This is a genomic window from Candidatus Pelagibacter sp. HIMB1593, from assembly GCF_052047755.1.
Classification (GTDB): domain Bacteria; phylum Pseudomonadota; class Alphaproteobacteria; order Pelagibacterales; family Pelagibacteraceae; genus Pelagibacter.
On the sequence record NZ_JBNAJK010000001.1, the window covers coordinates 678,455 to 694,916 of the forward strand.

General features: G+C 27.4%; 16 protein-coding genes. 9 read left to right on the top strand and 7 right to left on the bottom strand.

The window, feature by feature from the left end; all coding sequences use genetic code 11:
• Position 1: 1 nt before the first annotated feature.
• Positions 2-817 (bottom strand): TSCPD domain-containing protein, encoded by an 816-nt coding sequence (locus tag ACTTA0_RS03470; protein WP_440676117.1) that lies wholly within the window; start codon positions 815-817, stop codon positions 2-4.
• A 114-nt stretch (positions 818-931) separates the two neighbouring features.
• Here ACTTA0_RS03470 and ACTTA0_RS03475 point away from each other — a divergent pair, with 114 nt between their 5' ends.
• Together ACTTA0_RS03475 and ACTTA0_RS03480 are read left to right on the top strand one after the other, a co-directional pair.
• Positions 932-1,291: an NADH-ubiquinone oxidoreductase subunit NDUFA12 family protein gene (locus ACTTA0_RS03475; RefSeq protein WP_075506547.1), complete on the top strand. Its 360-nt coding sequence runs from the start codon at positions 932-934 to the stop codon at positions 1,289-1,291.
• Positions 1,254-1,655, top strand: a complete 402-nt coding sequence (locus tag ACTTA0_RS03480; RefSeq protein ID WP_440676118.1) for a DUF2155 domain-containing protein — start codon at positions 1,254-1,256, stop codon at positions 1,653-1,655. Before ACTTA0_RS03475 ends, ACTTA0_RS03480 begins: the two co-directional genes overlap by 38 nt.
• Here ACTTA0_RS03480 and accC read toward each other — a convergent pair.
• The 3 genes from accC to aroQ are packed head-to-tail and all read right to left on the bottom strand — an operon-like array spanning position 1,652 to position 3,864.
• On the bottom strand, positions 1,652-2,989 hold the full coding sequence (gene accC / locus ACTTA0_RS03485; RefSeq protein WP_440676119.1) for an acetyl-CoA carboxylase biotin carboxylase subunit: 1,338 nt from the start codon (positions 2,987-2,989) through the stop codon (positions 1,652-1,654). The genes ACTTA0_RS03480 and accC overlap by 4 nt on opposite strands.
• Positions 2,990-2,992: 3 nt before the next feature.
• Positions 2,993-3,427 (bottom strand): acetyl-CoA carboxylase biotin carboxyl carrier protein, encoded by a 435-nt coding sequence (locus ACTTA0_RS03490; RefSeq protein ID WP_262589534.1) that lies wholly within the window; start codon positions 3,425-3,427, stop codon positions 2,993-2,995.
• On the bottom strand, positions 3,424-3,864 hold the full coding sequence (gene aroQ, locus ACTTA0_RS03495; protein WP_440614626.1) for a type II 3-dehydroquinate dehydratase: 441 nt from the start codon (positions 3,862-3,864) through the stop codon (positions 3,424-3,426). Before aroQ ends, ACTTA0_RS03490 begins: the two co-directional genes overlap by 4 nt.
• Before the next feature lie 16 nt (positions 3,865-3,880).
• Between aroQ and thiS the strand changes: the two genes are divergently transcribed.
• Together thiS and ACTTA0_RS03505 are read left to right on the top strand one after the other, a co-directional pair.
• The gene (thiS, locus tag ACTTA0_RS03500) at positions 3,881-4,090 is read left to right on the top strand and encodes a sulfur carrier protein ThiS (RefSeq protein WP_440618655.1); all 210 of its coding nucleotides are present in this window, start codon (positions 3,881-3,883) and stop codon (positions 4,088-4,090) included.
• Between the two features lies 1 nt (position 4,091).
• A complete protein-coding gene (locus tag ACTTA0_RS03505) occupies positions 4,092-4,865 on the top strand; it encodes a thiazole synthase (RefSeq protein WP_440652692.1) in 774 nt (257 codons plus the stop codon).
• On the opposite strand, the gene ACTTA0_RS03510 is transcribed toward ACTTA0_RS03505, so the two are convergent.
• Positions 4,858-6,666, bottom strand: a complete 1,809-nt coding sequence (locus ACTTA0_RS03510) for an Rne/Rng family ribonuclease (RefSeq protein ID WP_440676120.1) — start codon at positions 6,664-6,666, stop codon at positions 4,858-4,860. The genes ACTTA0_RS03505 and ACTTA0_RS03510 overlap by 8 nt on opposite strands.
• 99 nt (positions 6,667-6,765) lie before the next feature.
• On the opposite strand from ACTTA0_RS03510, the gene ACTTA0_RS03515 reads away from it, so the two are divergent.
• From ACTTA0_RS03515 to ACTTA0_RS03525, 3 genes are read left to right on the top strand one after another with little or no spacing between them, the layout of a single operon-like run.
• The gene (locus tag ACTTA0_RS03515) at positions 6,766-9,102 is read left to right on the top strand and encodes a penicillin-binding protein 1A (RefSeq protein WP_440676121.1); all 2,337 of its coding nucleotides are present in this window, start codon (positions 6,766-6,768) and stop codon (positions 9,100-9,102) included.
• 36 nt (positions 9,103-9,138) lie between these two features.
• On the top strand, positions 9,139-10,197 hold the full coding sequence (gene prfB, locus ACTTA0_RS03520) for a peptide chain release factor 2 (protein WP_082255153.1): 1,059 nt from the start codon (positions 9,139-9,141) through the stop codon (positions 10,195-10,197).
• The gene (locus tag ACTTA0_RS03525; protein WP_440676122.1) at positions 10,194-12,830 is read left to right on the top strand and encodes a hypothetical protein; all 2,637 of its coding nucleotides are present in this window, start codon (positions 10,194-10,196) and stop codon (positions 12,828-12,830) included. The genes prfB and ACTTA0_RS03525 overlap by 4 nt, the downstream gene beginning before the upstream one ends.
• Here the strand turns inward: ACTTA0_RS03525 and tyrS are convergent.
• Positions 12,827-14,056: a tyrosine--tRNA ligase gene (gene tyrS / locus ACTTA0_RS03530; RefSeq protein WP_440676123.1), complete on the bottom strand. Its 1,230-nt coding sequence runs from the start codon at positions 14,054-14,056 to the stop codon at positions 12,827-12,829. The two genes, ACTTA0_RS03525 and tyrS, sit on opposite strands and share 4 nt — an antisense overlap.
• A gap of 45 nt (positions 14,057-14,101) precedes the next feature.
• Here tyrS and ACTTA0_RS03535 point away from each other — a divergent pair, with 45 nt between their 5' ends.
• On the top strand, positions 14,102-15,247 hold the full coding sequence (locus tag ACTTA0_RS03535; RefSeq protein ID WP_440676124.1) for an anhydro-N-acetylmuramic acid kinase: 1,146 nt from the start codon (positions 14,102-14,104) through the stop codon (positions 15,245-15,247).
• Here ACTTA0_RS03535 and ACTTA0_RS03540 read toward each other — a convergent pair.
• Complete coding sequence (locus ACTTA0_RS03540) at positions 15,244-15,888, bottom strand: alpha/beta hydrolase (protein WP_440619478.1); 645 nt, start codon at positions 15,886-15,888, stop codon at positions 15,244-15,246. The genes ACTTA0_RS03535 and ACTTA0_RS03540 overlap by 4 nt on opposite strands.
• Positions 15,889-16,036: 148 nt before the next feature.
• Between ACTTA0_RS03540 and ACTTA0_RS03545 the strand changes: the two genes are divergently transcribed.
• Positions 16,037-16,462 carry an Rrf2 family transcriptional regulator gene (locus ACTTA0_RS03545; protein WP_440614619.1) on the top strand — a complete coding sequence of 142 codons (426 nt, stop codon included), beginning with the start codon at positions 16,037-16,039 and terminating at the stop codon, positions 16,460-16,462.

Below are 16,462 nucleotides of genomic sequence, written 5' to 3' on the forward strand. Positions count from 1 at the left end.
ATTATTTCTTACCTTTAAGACTTATTTTAACATCAGACAAATCAACTAGATTTTTTTTATAATTATTTCTAACAAATCCTTTGCTAGTAATATCCTTTACAATTTTTAATAATTGATTTTGATCATCATTTTCTTGATCATTCGAGTCGTTTCCACCAATTGCAGGAGTATGTGCAAGATCTTCTCTATTTTGATAAGATATAGCTAGTTCTCTAAAAATATAATCTAAAATAGAAGTAGCGCTCAATATTCTATCATTTCCATGAACTTTACCTGATGGTTCAAATTTTGTTCCCACAAATGCACTTATAAATTCATCTAATGGCACTCCGTATTGAAGACCTAAAGACACTGCTATAGCAAAGTTATTCATTAATGCCTTAACTAGCTCTCCTTCTTTACTTGTGTCGATAAATATTTCTCCAATTTTTCCATCTTCATATTCACCTGTATGAAGATAGACTTTATGATCTCCGATTGTAGCTTTTTGTATATAACCTTTTCTTCTATCAGGCATACTAAATCTTTTTCCACTTTTTTCTGAGCTTTTGTTTAAGTTTTGAACAACTGTTTCTTTACTTATAGAATTTTCACTTGCACTTTTTGAAACTATTTCAATTTTTTTATTTTCAACTACTTTTTTATTATTTGGATCTAAACTTTTAGTTTTTCTATTGTCTAATTTGACATCTAAAACTTCGAATTTACCATCGTCTCTTTTTTCTAGATTTTTAAGCTCTGTTTCATTTATATCCTCTAAGTAATGATTCACCTTAAAGGTACAAGTGTAATAAGTTTCTACAAGATATTTTGCCATTTCACCTCAGTTTAAAATTAGTTTGAAAATAGATTCTTTTAATTTATATACTTATTCAAATTTTAGTCTAATTTAATTTTTACAATTTTTAATTGAAATAAAAAATAAAATAACATGTTGACACTTTTTAAAAAAATTTTCACTTGGTGGAATCAAGATACTTTTGGAACAAGATTAAAAACAATTTTTTTTGGAAAACTTGCTGGTACAGATCAGTTTGGAAACAAATATTATGAAGATAAAAAAGGAAAAAGATGGGTAATATATTCTGATGTTATTGATGCATCAAAAATTCCAGTTGAGTGGTACTCATGGATGCATTTTACACCTAACAAAATAGAAAAAAAACATGAGCTAGAAAAATATGAGTGGCAAAAACCTCATCAATCCAATTTAACTGGTACCGAAGAAGCATATTATCCAAATAAAAATAAAGATGGTGTTAAAAAAAAATATACTAGTTGGAAAGAATAGTTTTTTTCTTTACATACTAATCTTCTTTTTTCTATCTACATCTATTTCACATTCTAAAAGTCAACTTGAAGGTTCTTTTACTGAAATAAAAATTTTAGATAAAATTAGTTCAAAAAATACTTCATTGAAACTTGAAAATGGTCAATTACTAAAATTTAAAGACTTATCAATTCAAAGTTTAAAATGTAAAAATTCTGAATTTGATGATAATCCAGAAATTACTGCCTACATACAAGTAAGAGATTTATCAAATCAAAATAATGATGAAGTTTTTGTTTTTAATGGATGGATGTTTTCTTCAAGCCCTTCAATAGCTCCGTTTGATCATCCAATATATGATGTGTGGTTGGTAAAATGTTATTAAACTATAGTATCTTTATCTAGCCAGCTCACATTAAAATCTGAATTGATAAATTTTTTATGATTTAACAATTTTTTGTGAAGTGGAATAGTAGTTGTAATACCTTCAATAACAAATTCATCTAAAGATCTATTCATTCTTTGAATAGCTTCAGTTCTATTTCGTCCATGACAAATTAACTTACAAACCATACTGTCATAATAAGGAGTAACTTTGTAACCTTGAAATATAGCTCCATCTACTCTTGTTCTAAATCCTGATGGCTGGTGGCACATACTTATAACTCCTGGTGAAGGTTGAAAATTTTTACTGGCATCTTCAGCATTTATTCTGCATTCAATAGCGTGACCTCTTGGGTTTATATCGCTTTGCTTTAGTGCTGTTTCCTCAGAAAATGCTATCCAAATTTGTTCTTTGATAATATCTACTCCTGTAACCATTTCTGTAACAGGGTGTTCTACTTGAACTCTTGTATTCATTTCAAGAAAGTAAAACTTTCCATCTTCATAGATAAACTCAACTGTACCTGCGCCCATGTATCCAATTTTAGAGACCATTTTTACAGTTTTCTCAAAAAGATCTTTTCTAATTTCATCATTTAAAACAGGACTAGGAGTTTCTTCAATAAGTTTTTGATGTCTTCTTTGAACAGAGCAATCCCTTTCATGCAAATGCACAACTCTATTTTTTCCAGCAAGAATTTGAACTTCTATGTGTCTTGGATTTTGAAAGAATTTCTCAATATACACCTCATCATTACCAAAATATTTTTGTGCCTCTGATTTAGCTGTGGAAAATAAAGTTTCAAATTCTTCCTCTTTATTTACTATTTTCATACCTTTTCCACCACCTCCACCTGAGGCTTTAATCAGAACAGGAAAGCCAATTTTTTTACAAAGATCTTTTGCTTCATTAATATCCCTAACACCACCTTCAGATCCTTCAATGACTGGTAAACCGTTTTCTTTAGCTATTCTTTTAGCTTGAATTTTATCTCCCATCATTTCGATGTGTTTTGAAGATGCACCAATAAATTTAATTTTATTTTCTTCCAAAATTTTAGCAAAGTTAGCATTTTCTGATAAGAAGCCGTATCCTGGATGAACAGCGTCTGCATTAGTCAGTTCTATTGCAGACATTAATGCAGGAATATTTAAATAACTGTTTGCTGGTTGATGAGAACCTATACAGACACTTTCATCTGCCATTCTTACATGCATGCTTTCTCTATCAACATCTGAATGGACTGCTACAGTTGCTATACCCCATTCTTTACATGCTCTTATAATTCTAACTGCAATTTCCCCACGGTTTGCAATTAAAATTTTTTTAAACATTATTTATTCTAAAATTAGAATTGTTTGACCAAACTCAACTGGCTGACCATCATCAACACAAATTTCTTTTACAACACCATCATGGGTAGAAGGTACATGGTTCATTGTTTTCATTGCTTCAACAATCATTATTGTGTCACCCTTTTTAATTTTTTTACCGACTTCAACAAATTTCTTTGCTCCAGGTTCTGGCGCATGATAAGCAGTTCCAATTATTGGAGAAGTAATTTCTGTACCAGATTTAACGCCTTCAGAAGATTGAGAAGCAGCAGTTAAATTTGTATTGTTTACAGATGCTGGAATTGTTTGATTGCTAATTGATACGTTATTTTTTGAAACTTTAATCTTAGTATCTTTTTCGGTAATTTCTATTTCAGTTAAATTAAACTCATCTAAATAGTTACTAAGTTCTTTGATTATGTTTTTATCTATTTTCATTTTTGTAAAAGCTTTTGTAATGAAATTATGGCCAAAATATATCCTTCAGTGCCTAATCCAAAAATCCCACCTGTTGCAACTCCACTAATAAGTGATTTATGTCTAAATTCTTCTCTTTTATATATGTTCGATATATGCATTTCAATTATTGGTTTCTTGAACAATTCAAGTGCATCTCTTATTGCAACTGAAGTATGTGTAAATGCAGCGGCATTTATAATCATTCCATCATAAGTTTTACGTGCATCTTGAATTGTATTTACTAAATCTCCCTCCAAATTTGATTGGATAAATTCACAGTCTAGCCCAACTTCTTTTGATTTTTTTAAACAATTTTCTTTAAGTTGTTCATAGTTACCTGATCCATATTGTGATTGTTCTCTTTCACCTAATAGATTAAGATTTGGACCATTGATAATAATTATTTTATTATTCATTCAGCTTTTATATACGATGAAAAAAATAAAAATCAAAGTAAATGGTAAAAACAGATCAATTTCTGAAACATATAAACTTTCAGATTTAATAAAACACCTTAAAATTCCTATGAAAAAAGTAGCAATTGAACTTAATGAAGAAATAATAGATAAAAAAAATGTTTACAAAATTAAATTAAAACAAAACGACAAAATTGAGATTGTTCATTTTATAGGAGGAGGGTAGTATGAAAAAAGATAATCTCATCATTGCTAAAAAAAAATTTAAATCTAGGTTAATTGTTGGTACTGGAAAGTATAAAACTATGTCTGAATGTGCCAAAGCTATCAAATTGTCAGGAGCAGAGATAGTAACTGTTGCAGTTAGAAGAGTAAATATTTCTGATAAGAACAAACCTTTGTTAATGGATTATATAGATCCAAAAAAGATTACCTATTTACCTAACACAGCGGGTTGTTTTAATTCTAAAGAAGCTCTTAGAACTTTGAGATTGGCAAGAGAAATAGGTGGGTGGAAATTAGTTAAATTAGAAGTTTTAGGAGATAAGGAAAATTTATTTCCAGATATGATTGAAACTTTAGAGTCCACTGAAGTTCTTACCAAAGAAGGATTTAAAGTTATGGTTTATTGTAACGATGACCCATTAATGGCAAAAAGATTAGAAAATGTTGGAGCTGCTGCGATAATGCCACTAGCAGCACCAATTGGATCAGGTTTAGGAATACAAAATAAAATTAATATTCAAATAATCAGGAAACAAACAAAACTTCCATTAATTATTGATGCGGGTCTTGGACAAGCTTCAGATGCTACAATTGCAATGGAACTGGGTTGTGATGGTGTATTGGTAAACACTGCAATCGCGAAAGCAAAAAAACCATTTGATATGGCTCTAGCATTTAAAAATGCTGTTATAGCTGGAAGACAATCATACAACTCAGGAAGAATAGATAAAACCTTGATGGGAAATCCTTCCTCTCCTCTAAAGGGTATTATTTAGCCTTTTTAAAAAATTTTTTTTTTTTATAATTTTTTTTAATTTTCTTAACTTCTTTTTTTTGAGAAATCTTATCTTCTTTATTTTGGGTTTCTAAGTTTTTTAATTTTTCATAATGCTCAACAAGTTCAATAGTTTTTTTGGATTTGTTCTGAATGTTTATAATATATTCTGGAATTATCAGAGTATTGTCACTGATGATATCAATTGTCATTTTATTCTTTTTTTCAAAGTAAGTTAAATCATTAACAAAATTTTCTTTTAGAAAATCTGAAATTTTTTCGCAGACTTTTACTTCAACAAATTTTGCTTTATTAGTTACAGCCTTTAATTCAACAATTTTTAATAATTTTTGAGCAAAAGACTCGTCTGTTAAAGTTACCTTCCATTTAACAGCACTTTCCCTCAATCTTTGTCTAGACATTTCTAAAAGGCCAAAATTACTTATTCTTCCAATCTGAATTCTTGCTCTATCAGATCTACATTTTTCCTTAAGCTTTCTTTCTACTAAACGTCGGTTGCCAAAACTAAGCATGTCAATGAAGTCTATAATTATTAATCCTGATAAATCTCTAATTTTTATCTGTCTTGCAATTTCTTCTGCTGCTTCAATATTTGTATCTAAGGCTGTACTCTCAACATTTTTACCTTTGATTGAGCTACCAGAGTTAATGTCTATCGATACAAGTGCTTCTGTAGGATTAATAACTAAATATCCTCCAGATTTGAGTTTAATTTCTGAATCAAAAATTTGATTTAATTTTTGTTCAATATTTTCCTCAATAAATAGTGGTGTTCTTCCTCTATATTTTTTAACTTTTTTTACACTTGATGGCATCATTGTTTTCATAAAAGATTGGGCTTTTTTATAACCTTCATTTCCTTCAACAATAATTTGGTTAGTACTATCATCGTACATATCTCTTAAAGTTCTTTTAATTATTTCGCTTTCTTGATGAATTAAAGAGGGAGCTATAGAATTAATTGCATTATCTTTTATCTGTCCCCAAGTATTAATTAAAGTTGTTAAGTCACTATTGATTTCATTTTTTGTTTTGTTGCTTCCTGCTGTTCTTACAATTAAACCCATCTCTTTAGGAATTTCAATTTCATTTAAAATAGTTCTAATTTTTTTTCTATCTGCAGGATTAAATATTTTTCTCGAAATTCCACCCCCTTTAGGTGTGTTTGGCATTAACACTATATATTTTCCTGCAATTGAAATAAAAGTGCTTAGTGCAGCACCTTTTTGACCTCTCTCGTCTTTGATGACTTGGACAAGAATTACTTGATTAGGTTTGATTACTTCTTGAATTTTGTATCTTTTAAATTTGAATCTTTTTTCAGGTTTTTTTTCAGTCTTTTCCTCTGTATCTGAATTTTCTTTTGTATCTACTTCTTCTTTATCAGATTCTAAATCTTCAACTTTTTCCTCTATTGGATCATCTATTTCAAGTTTGCCCTCAGCAATATTTTCTTCTTCTTTTGCTTCAACTTGTTTTGAAAGTTCTTCTCTTGCTTTTTCTTCCTCTTCTTTTATTTTTTCTAGGTCCGCTTTTGGTATTTGATAGTAATCTGACTGAATATCGTTAAATGATAAAAATCCATGTCTTTCTCTTCCAAAGTCAACAAAGGCTGCCTGAAGCGAAGGTTCAATCCTGCTTACCTTACCTAAATATATATTATTTTTTATTAAATTGTTTTTTAAACCTTCGTACTCGTAGTCTTCAATATTTTCACCTGATTTAAGAACAACTCTAGTTTCATTTGGATGCGATGCATCGATATATAAATTTTTTTCCATAATATGTTGATTATTAAGTTCATTAATTTTCTTTGTAATAAATTTTGTTTATCTCTGATGCCTTATCTTTAACAAATTCCAAGATATAATGGAAATAAAATGAGTAAATTATTCAAAAATATTCTGTTATTTTCCTCCACTATTTTAATATTATTGGGTATTTTGATATTTAGTATTTTATGGAAATACTCCAACGATATTCCAGATTATAAATTTCTTAAGAGTTATAAGCCACCAGTTTCAAGTAAAGTTTATTCAAGAAATGGAGAATTGGTTGCAGATTTTTCAAAAGAAAAAAGAGTTTTTGTTCCGTACAATGCTATACCAAAAAATGTAATTAATTCATTTTTATCTGCAGAAGATAAAAATTTTTTCTCTCACCCCGGTGTTGATGCGAAAGGAGTTCTAAGAGCAGTTATAAACAATATTTCAAATATAATGGCCTCTAAAAGATTAGAAGGTGCCTCAACCATTACCCAACAAGTAGCAAAAAATTTTTTATTAACAAATGAAGTAAGCCTAAATAGAAAGATAAAAGAGGCAATTTTAGCATTTAGAATTGAGAGAGCATTATCAAAAGAAAGGATATTAGAACTTTATTTAAATCAAATTTATCTTGGTAGTGGAGCCTATGGCGTAGCTGCTGCAAGCTTAGAATATTTTGATAAATCTATAAGGGATCTTAATTATTCAGAAGCTGCATTGTTAGCTGCTTTACCTAAAGCGCCTAGTAAATACAATCCTTATAAAGATAAAGATTTAGCAAAATTTAGAAGAAATTTAGTTTTAAAAAATTTATATGAAAATAATTATATTACATCTGAGTGGTTAGAAAAATTAAGTAATCAAGAAATTAAATTAAAGAAAAAACAAAAAATATACTTAGAAGATGCACAATATTATATTGAAGACGTTAGAAAAAATGTCATAGAAAGTTTGTCATACGATAAAGTTTATAAACAAGGTCTAAATATCAATACTCCAATAGATTTAGATTTACAAAAAATTGCAACTAATTCTCTAAGATCTGGATTAATTTCCTATGATCAGAGAAAAGGTTGGAGGGGAGCACTAATTAACAAACCTTACAATTCAAATTGGTACAAAGATTTAGATAAATACAAACTTGAAAAATCAATTAATTGGAAATTAGCAATTGTAAAAAAATTAAATAAATTTTCAGCAATTGTAGAAACGATTGATAAAGATGATGGAGTTATTGAATATAAAGATATTTCATGGACAAAAAAGGAGTTTAACCAATTATTAAAAATTGGTGACATAATTTATGTGAAACAAATAAAAGATAAAAAGTATAGTTTACAACAATTGCCAAAAATAAATGGAGGAATTGTTGTAATGGATCCTTATACGGGAAGAGTTTTGGCTCTTAATGGTGGTTTTAGTTTTAAAAAAAGTGAGTTTAATCGAGCAACACAAGCAAAAAGACAACCAGGATCTGCATTTAAACCATTCGTTTATGCTCTTGCTTTAGAAAATAATTATACACCTACATCATTAGTTTTGGATGCACCCTTAGTTTTAGATCAAGGAGATGATTTAAAGTTATGGAAACCAGAAAATTATGGAAAAAAATTTTATGGTCCATCTACAATTAGAACTGGATTGGAGAAATCAAGAAATCTAATGACAGTTAGAATAGCTCAAGATTTAGGGTTAGATAAAATTATTAACTATTCAAAAAAACTTTCAATTTATGAAAATCCTGAGGAACTTTTGTCAATTTCCTTAGGTTCTGCTGAAACTACTTTGTTGCAGCTTACATCCGCTTATTCTGTTTTTGTTAATGGAGGAAAACTTGTTGAACCTGTTTTGATTGACAGGATTCAAGATAGTGAGGGAAATACTATTTATAATAATGATAAGAGATCTTGTGTAAATTGTGATGCAATATCCTATCTTAGTGACGATTATCCTGAGTTAAAAAATAAATTTACACAAATTTTTTCGGAAGAAACTGCATATCAAATGACGTCAATACTTGAAGGGGTGGTTCAAAGAGGAACCGCAAAAAAATTAAAAGATTTACAACTAAATATAGCAGGAAAAACTGGAACAACGAATAATAATACTGATACTTGGTTCATTGGTTTTACTTCAAACTTGTTAGTAGGTGTTTATGTAGGAATGGATAGCCCAACACCACTTGGTAAATTTGAAACAGGATCAAAAACGGCTCTACCTATATTTAAAAATTTTATAAAAAATTCTGTTAAAAAGTCTGAGGCCAGACCATTTAAAGCTGCAAAAAATACAATTATGATGGTTGTGGATCCCTCAACAGGCCAGAAAGCTAAATTTACATCCAAAAATACAATAATTGAGGTTTTTAAAAAGAAAAATGTTGTAGATGGCAAAGTTCTTTATTCAAATTCTGATAGAATGGATATAAACAACATATTAAAGTTTTACTAATGGATAACAATTACCAAAATTACAAAGAAGAAATAAATAAGATTAATCAAAGAATTAAGGAGTATCTTTGAAAACAATAAAATTTACTCAAAACTTGAAAAATTAAATTCTCAAATGTTAGATGCCAATTTTTGGCAAGATAAAGATAATTCAAAAAAAGTTATAAAAGAGAAAAAACTCTACGAAGACTTAGTAAATTCTTTAAATCAGTCTATCCAAAAATTAAATGATTTTGATGATTTGAATGAGCTTGCTTTAGAGGAAAATAATCTGACAGTTCAGGAAGAAACATTACAAAATATTAAGGATTTAAAAAAAGAAGTTAAAAAAAACGAAATCAAATGTTTTTTATCAGACGAAGCAGACTCATTAGATTGTTATATTGAAATACACGCAGGTGCTGGAGGCACTGAAAGTCAAGATTGGGCAGATATGTTGAGAAGGATGTATTTGAAGTGGTCTGATAAAAAAAGTTTTACATCAAATTTAATTAGTGAACACAAAGGAGATGAAGCTGGTATTAAATCAGCAACAATAAAAATTGAAGGTGATTATGTATTTGGGTGGTTGAAAAAAGAGTCGGGTATTCATCGTTTAGTTAGAATTTCACCATTTGACTCAGGAGCAAGAAGGCACACAAGTTTTGCAAGTGTCTGGATTTACCCAGTGGTGGATGAAAATATAAATGTTGAGATTTTAGAGAAAGATTTGAGAATAGATACTTATAGATCAAGTGGTGCAGGTGGACAGCATGTAAATACAACTGATAGCGCTGTAAGAATTACTCACATTCCATCAAAAATAGTAGTTCAATGTCAAAATGAAAGATCGCAACATAAAAATAAAGAAACTTGTATGAATATGTTAAAAGCAAGATTGTACGATTTTGAAATTAAAAAAAGAGAAGAGGAGAATCAAAGTACAGAAAACAGTAAATCAGAAATTGGTTGGGGGCATCAAATAAGATCATATGTTTTGCAACCTTATAGATTGGTAAAAGATAACAGAACAAATTTTGAAAGCACAAGTCCAGATAAAATTCTTGATGGAGAATTAGACGATTTTTTGGAACAATCTCTTTATAAAATTAAATGAAAATAAATATTTTTAAATACTTTTTATTATTACTAGGATTTTTAATATCACTAATATTTTATTTAAGCATTGTTGGAATAGAAACCGACAAGTTTAATCAGCAGATAAAAGACACAGTTGTTCAAAGTAATAATAATTTGGATGTATCTTTAAAAAAAGTAAAATTAATTCTTGATCCACTTAAACTTAAAATAAATGCAAAAACTATTGGCGCAAAGATCTATTATGCAAATAGACCACTTGAGCTCGAATATATAAAAACTCAAGTATCACTTGATTCTATTCTTAAAAATAAATTAGTTTCCTCTAATTTTGAGGTGGCAACAAAGTCAATATTATTAAAGGATTTTGTAAAATTTATAAGAGCCACAAGTAACAAACCAGAATTATTAATTTTGGAAACTTTCATTAAAAAAGGACATGTAATTTTAGATCTAAATCTTAACTTAGATCAAAATGGAAAAATCAAAAATGATTATAAAATTAGAGGATTGTTAAAAGATGGAAAATTTGAATTTTTTAATGGACTAGATTTTAATAATATTAATTTTTTATTTAATATAGAAAAAGACAAATATTTATTTGAAGATATTAAATTTGCATCAGATCAAATTAATTTTTCATCTAAATTATTAAAAGTTAAAAAAAAGAATAATAATCATTATGTTGAAGGTAAAATTCAAAATTCCGAGGCAGTTTTATCTGATAATTTAATTAATATATTAAATTTAAATTTAAATAACTTTAGTTTAAAAAATACCAAGTTTAGTTCGGTGAATATTTTTAATTTTGAAATAACTAATAAATATAAATTAACTAATTTAAAATTAGACTCTGACATAAATTTTAAAAAAGTTATTTATAATAATAATTTAATTCCAAATTATTTTTCAAATCAAAATAGTGAAATCTTATTAGATAATCATAAATTAAAATTAATTTATGAAAACAAAGCTCTTATAGCTAATGGTGCAGGTGAATTTAAGTTAGATAATAAAACAAATAAAATTGAATATACTTTTAAAAGAGATCAAAATAACATCGAATTTGAAACTAATTTAAATATTAAAAAAGGAATATTAAAAAATCAAAAAACTATCCAAGAATATTTTCCACTTACCAAGGATCAAATAAATATTGAAAATCATAAAATAAATTTAAAGTATAAAAACAAAAATTTTAAACTCAAAGGTGAAGGTAAAGTAAAACTTAATAAAGATTTTGATTATATTAAATATTTTTACAATAAAAATGATAAAGATTTTGAATTCATATCTGACATTAATTTAAAAAGTGTTGATTTAAAAAATCAAGAATTCTTAAAACAATTTTTCCCATCTGCTAAAAAATTTCTTAACCTTCAAAATCATAAACTCAATATCAAATATAAAAATGGTTCATTAACTCTTTCAGGTAATGGAAATATAAAAATTGATAAAAATCATGATGAAATAAATTACTTTGTTTTTAATGATAAAGAAAAAACTAGTTTTGATTTAAAATTAATTTTAAATCAAACAGATTTTGAAATTAAAAATTTAAATTATAAAAAAAATATAAATGAAAAAACAAATTTAGTAGTTTCTGGAATATTAAAAAATTCAAAGAATTTAAATTTTGAAAATATAAGCATTACAGATAATGCAAATAAAATTAAGATTTATAATTTAATATTAGATAAAGATTATTTAATAGACAGGTTTGATAAAATTGATTTTGATTATATTGATACTGAAAATAAAGAAAATCAGTTTATTATTCAAAGAGAAAATGAAAATTATTATAAATTAAATGGATTGTTCTTAAACGCTAATTCAATTGTAACAAATTTACTTGAAAGTAAAAAGAAAAAAGAAAATAAAATTTTTAAGAACAATTTTAATTTAAATATAAATTTGAATGAAGTTTATATAGATGAAATTTATTTTGTTAAAAATTTACAAGGGTTAATTTTTATTAAAGATAATAAAGTTGTAGATACAAATTTATCTGCAAATTTTGAAAATAACAAAAATATAGTTTTTTCTATTGAAACAACAGATAATGGTGAAAAAATAACTAAACTTTATTCATCTAAAGCAAAACCATTGGTCAAAAGATATAAATTTATAAAAGGATTTGATGAAGGCAACTTAGATTTTATATCGACAAAAATAAATGGAAAATCAGTATCAAATCTGAAAATATTTGACTTTAAATTAAAAGAAGTCCCAGCATTGACAAAACTTTTAACACTAGCTTCCCTACAAGGAATTGCTGATATTTTAACTGGAGAAGGAATAAGATTTGATGAGTTTGAAATGAAATTCAATAATCAGAAAAATCTAATGACAATAGATGAGCTCTATGCAATTGGCCCAGCTATTTCAATATTAATGAATGGTTATGTGGAAGAAGAGAAATTAATAAGTCTAAGAGGTACTTTGGTACCAGCAACAACTATAAATAAAACAATAAGTAAAATTCCATTATTAGGTAAAATTTTAGTTGGTGATAAAACAGGAGAAGGTGTTTTTGGAGTAAGTTTTAAAATTAAAGGACCACCAAAAGATCTTAAAACCTCAGTAAATCCAATAAAAACATTAACTCCAAGATTTATAACTAGAACTCTTGAAAAAATTAAAAGAAACTAACTTAATTCAATCTTAATGTGCCTTTTTTTACCTATAGAAAGTTTTAAGTAATTTTCTCTGAATAGCTCCTGATTAATAATAAATTTTTCATCTGGAACTAAAACATCATTAATCTTAATAGCTTTACCCTTAATTAATCTCCTTATCTCACTTTTTGAATTTTCTGCTTTAGATAAAATTATTAAATCAATTATATTGACATTATTATCTAATTGTTTTGTTTCAATTTTAACGCTTGGTAAGTTGGAGCCCAAAGAATTTCCAGAAAATGCTTCCTTTGCAGCTTGTTCTGAATTTTGAGCAGCATCTTCTCCATGTAACATAGCTGTGGCTTTGTTTGCTAATAATATTTTTAATTCATTAATATTTTTTTTCTCTAAAGCATTGATTTCTCTTATATCAATATCAGTAAACATTTTTAAAAACTTAATTACATCTCGGTCATCAACATTTCTCCAAAATTGCCAGTAATCATAAGCTGATAAATATTTTTCGTCTAACCAAATAGCACCATTTTCAGTTTTTCCCATTTTTGCACCTGTGGCTAAAGTAATTAATGGTGTTGTTAATCCATATGTTTGGTTATTAGAATATCTCTTAATAAGTTCAACACCATTTACAATGTTTCCCCATTGATCAGAGCCACCTATTTGTAGAACACAATTTTCTTTTTTATTTAATTCTAAAAAATCATAGGCTTGGAGTATCATATAATTAAATTCCATATAACTAAGTGATTGTTCTCTTTCCAATCTTAGCTTTACACTATCAAATGTAAGCATTCTATTGATGGTAAAATGTTTTCCTATATCTCTTAGAAAAGAAATATAATTTAAATCTTTAAGCCAGGTATAATTATTGACATATATAGGTTTTGTTTTTGGATCGTCATTATCTAGAAATTTTTTTAGGATATTTTGAATATTTTTAATATTTTTTTCAATTTCACTTTCATCTAAAATTTTTCTTGTTTTGTCTTTTCCTGAGGGATCACCTATTCTTGTTGTTCCACCTCCTAATAATACAATTGGTTGATGTCCATTTTTTTGTAGCAACCTCAAACACATAATTTGCAATAAACTACCAACATGTAAACTTTCAGCAGTACAATCAAATCCTATGTAAGCTTTAATCTTTTCTTTATCTAATAAATTAGATAAGTCAGTTTCACTTGTGCATTGATAGAAATAACCTCTATCTTTAAATTCTTTTAAAAATTTATTCATAAGATTATAGTTACTATATACAAATTTTTTTTAAAAATAATATCAATGAAAAAAAAATTATTTTCAGCAATGGGCTTAATGAGTGGCACATCCATGGATGGGGTAGATGTTTCAATAATTAAATCTGATGGATATGACGAGGTAGAACTAATTTTAGATAAATATTTTAAATACGATACTGATCTCTATAGGCAATTATCAACTTTGAGAGACAAAATTAAAAGTAGTGAAGATTTGATAAAATATTCTAAAGAATTAAGTAATTTGGAGAGAGCTTTGACTATTTTTCATGCTGAAAAAATCAGCAAAATAACATTAAAAAATGAAATAGAAATTGATCTTATAGGTTTTCACGGCCAAACGATTTTCCATAACCCTCAGATTAAAATTACTAAACAACTAGGTGACGGCAATTTGTTATCTCAATTGTTAAAAAAACCAGTAATTTACAATTTTAGACAAGCAGATATCAACAACGATGGTCAAGGAGCACCACTAACACCAATTTATCACAGATTATTAGTTAATAATTTTTTAAATAAAGAAAAAGATAATTCAACCCAACCTATTTGTATTGTTAACATTGGAGGAATATCTAATGCTACAATAATTAATAATATATCCAATAATATAGAAGATGATTTGATTGCTTATGATATTGGTCCAGGTAATTGTTTAATAGATGAATGGATCAGGAATAATTCAAATTTTACCTTTGATGAAGATGGTAAGATTGCAAAATCTGGAAAAATTGATCAATTAATTCTAAATCAAGCAATAGATAATTTCAAAATTGAAACTTATTCAAAATCACTTGATGTAAAAGAATTTGATATATCTTTTGCAAGAGGTTTATCTTTAGAGGATGGGTGTTCAACAATTACAGAATTCACAGCATATTTGATTGCAGAAGGAATAAAATTTTTAAATAAAAATAATTCTAACAAATATTTGTTTTGTGGTGGAGGTCGAAAGAACCAATTTTTGATTGAATCAATTATTAGAAATTCAAATTTAAATAAAAATAATTTTGATATGATAGATAATTTTGAGCTGAATGGAGATTATATCGAGTCCCAAGCGTTTGCTTATTTAGCTATCAGATCTAAATTAAATTTACCAATTTCTTTCCCAAACACGACAAGATGTAATGCCCCGGTTATTGGAGGCAAGCTCACAAATAATTATTAATATAAAGCTGTTTCTTTTTTTATATATTTATCCAAAGTTTTTGTTAAAGCATCATCAGTTTTAGAAAAGAAATGATTTGCTTCGGTTATTGTTTGGAATTCAACTTTGATACCTTTTTGAGCGCTTAATCTTTTATCTAATTCAGTAATATATTCTACTGGCACCAATTCATCTTTTTTTCCATAAACAACCATCCCAGATGTTGGACATGGAGACAAAAAAGAAAAATCATAGACATTAGGTTGTGGAGATATTGCTATAAATCTATTTATTTCTGGTCTTCTCATAAGTAGCTGCATTGCAATCAAAGAACCAAAAGAAAATCCTGAAACCCAACATTGCGAATTATCAAAATTTTCTCTTTCCAGCCAATCTAATGCTGCTGCAGCATCCGCCAGTTCACCTTGACCATTATCAAATTCTCCATCACTTTTTCCAACTCCTCTAAAGTTTACTCTGCAAACTGAAAAATCATTTTCCATGAATGTATGAAATGTATCTACAACTACTTTATTGTTCATAGTTCCCCCATACTGCGGATGAGGCTGTAGGACTAATGCAATAGGAGAAGTGTTTTTTTTACTTTTATAATATTTAGCTTCTAATCTACCAGCAGGTCCAGGTATAAAAATTTCTAAAATTTTATTATCCATATATGCAATTGATTATTGTTCTCAAAAAAAAGGTACGTTTATCACAACTGAGCGACAAAATGGTAGTCTTTTTTTACTTTATAAACTTGACCATTTTAGTCGGGTATGTATAAAAAGCCAGATTTTAAGGGTAAAAATGAAACTAACATCAAAAGGAAGATATGCCGTAATGGCATTAGTTGATCTAGCAAGGTTTGATAATATCAATCCTGTATCATTAAGAGATATTTCTTTAAGACAAGGAATTTCATTAGATTTTTTAGAGCAAATATTTTCAAAACTTAAAAAAAATCAAATTGTAAAAAGTATTAGAGGTAATCAAGGAGGTTACATTTTATCAAAAGACCCAAGTGAAATAAAACTTACAAATATTTTCAATGCAGTAGATGAGAAAGTTAAAACTGTTCAGTGTAAAAAAGAGTCTAAAAAAGGTTGCAATGGTAAAGCAACAAAATGTATTACACACAATCTATGGGATGAGCTTGAGGTTCATATTAATACTTTCTTTGAAAATAAAAGCTTAAACGACTTATTAAAAAATAATAAAGAGAACAGAGTATAG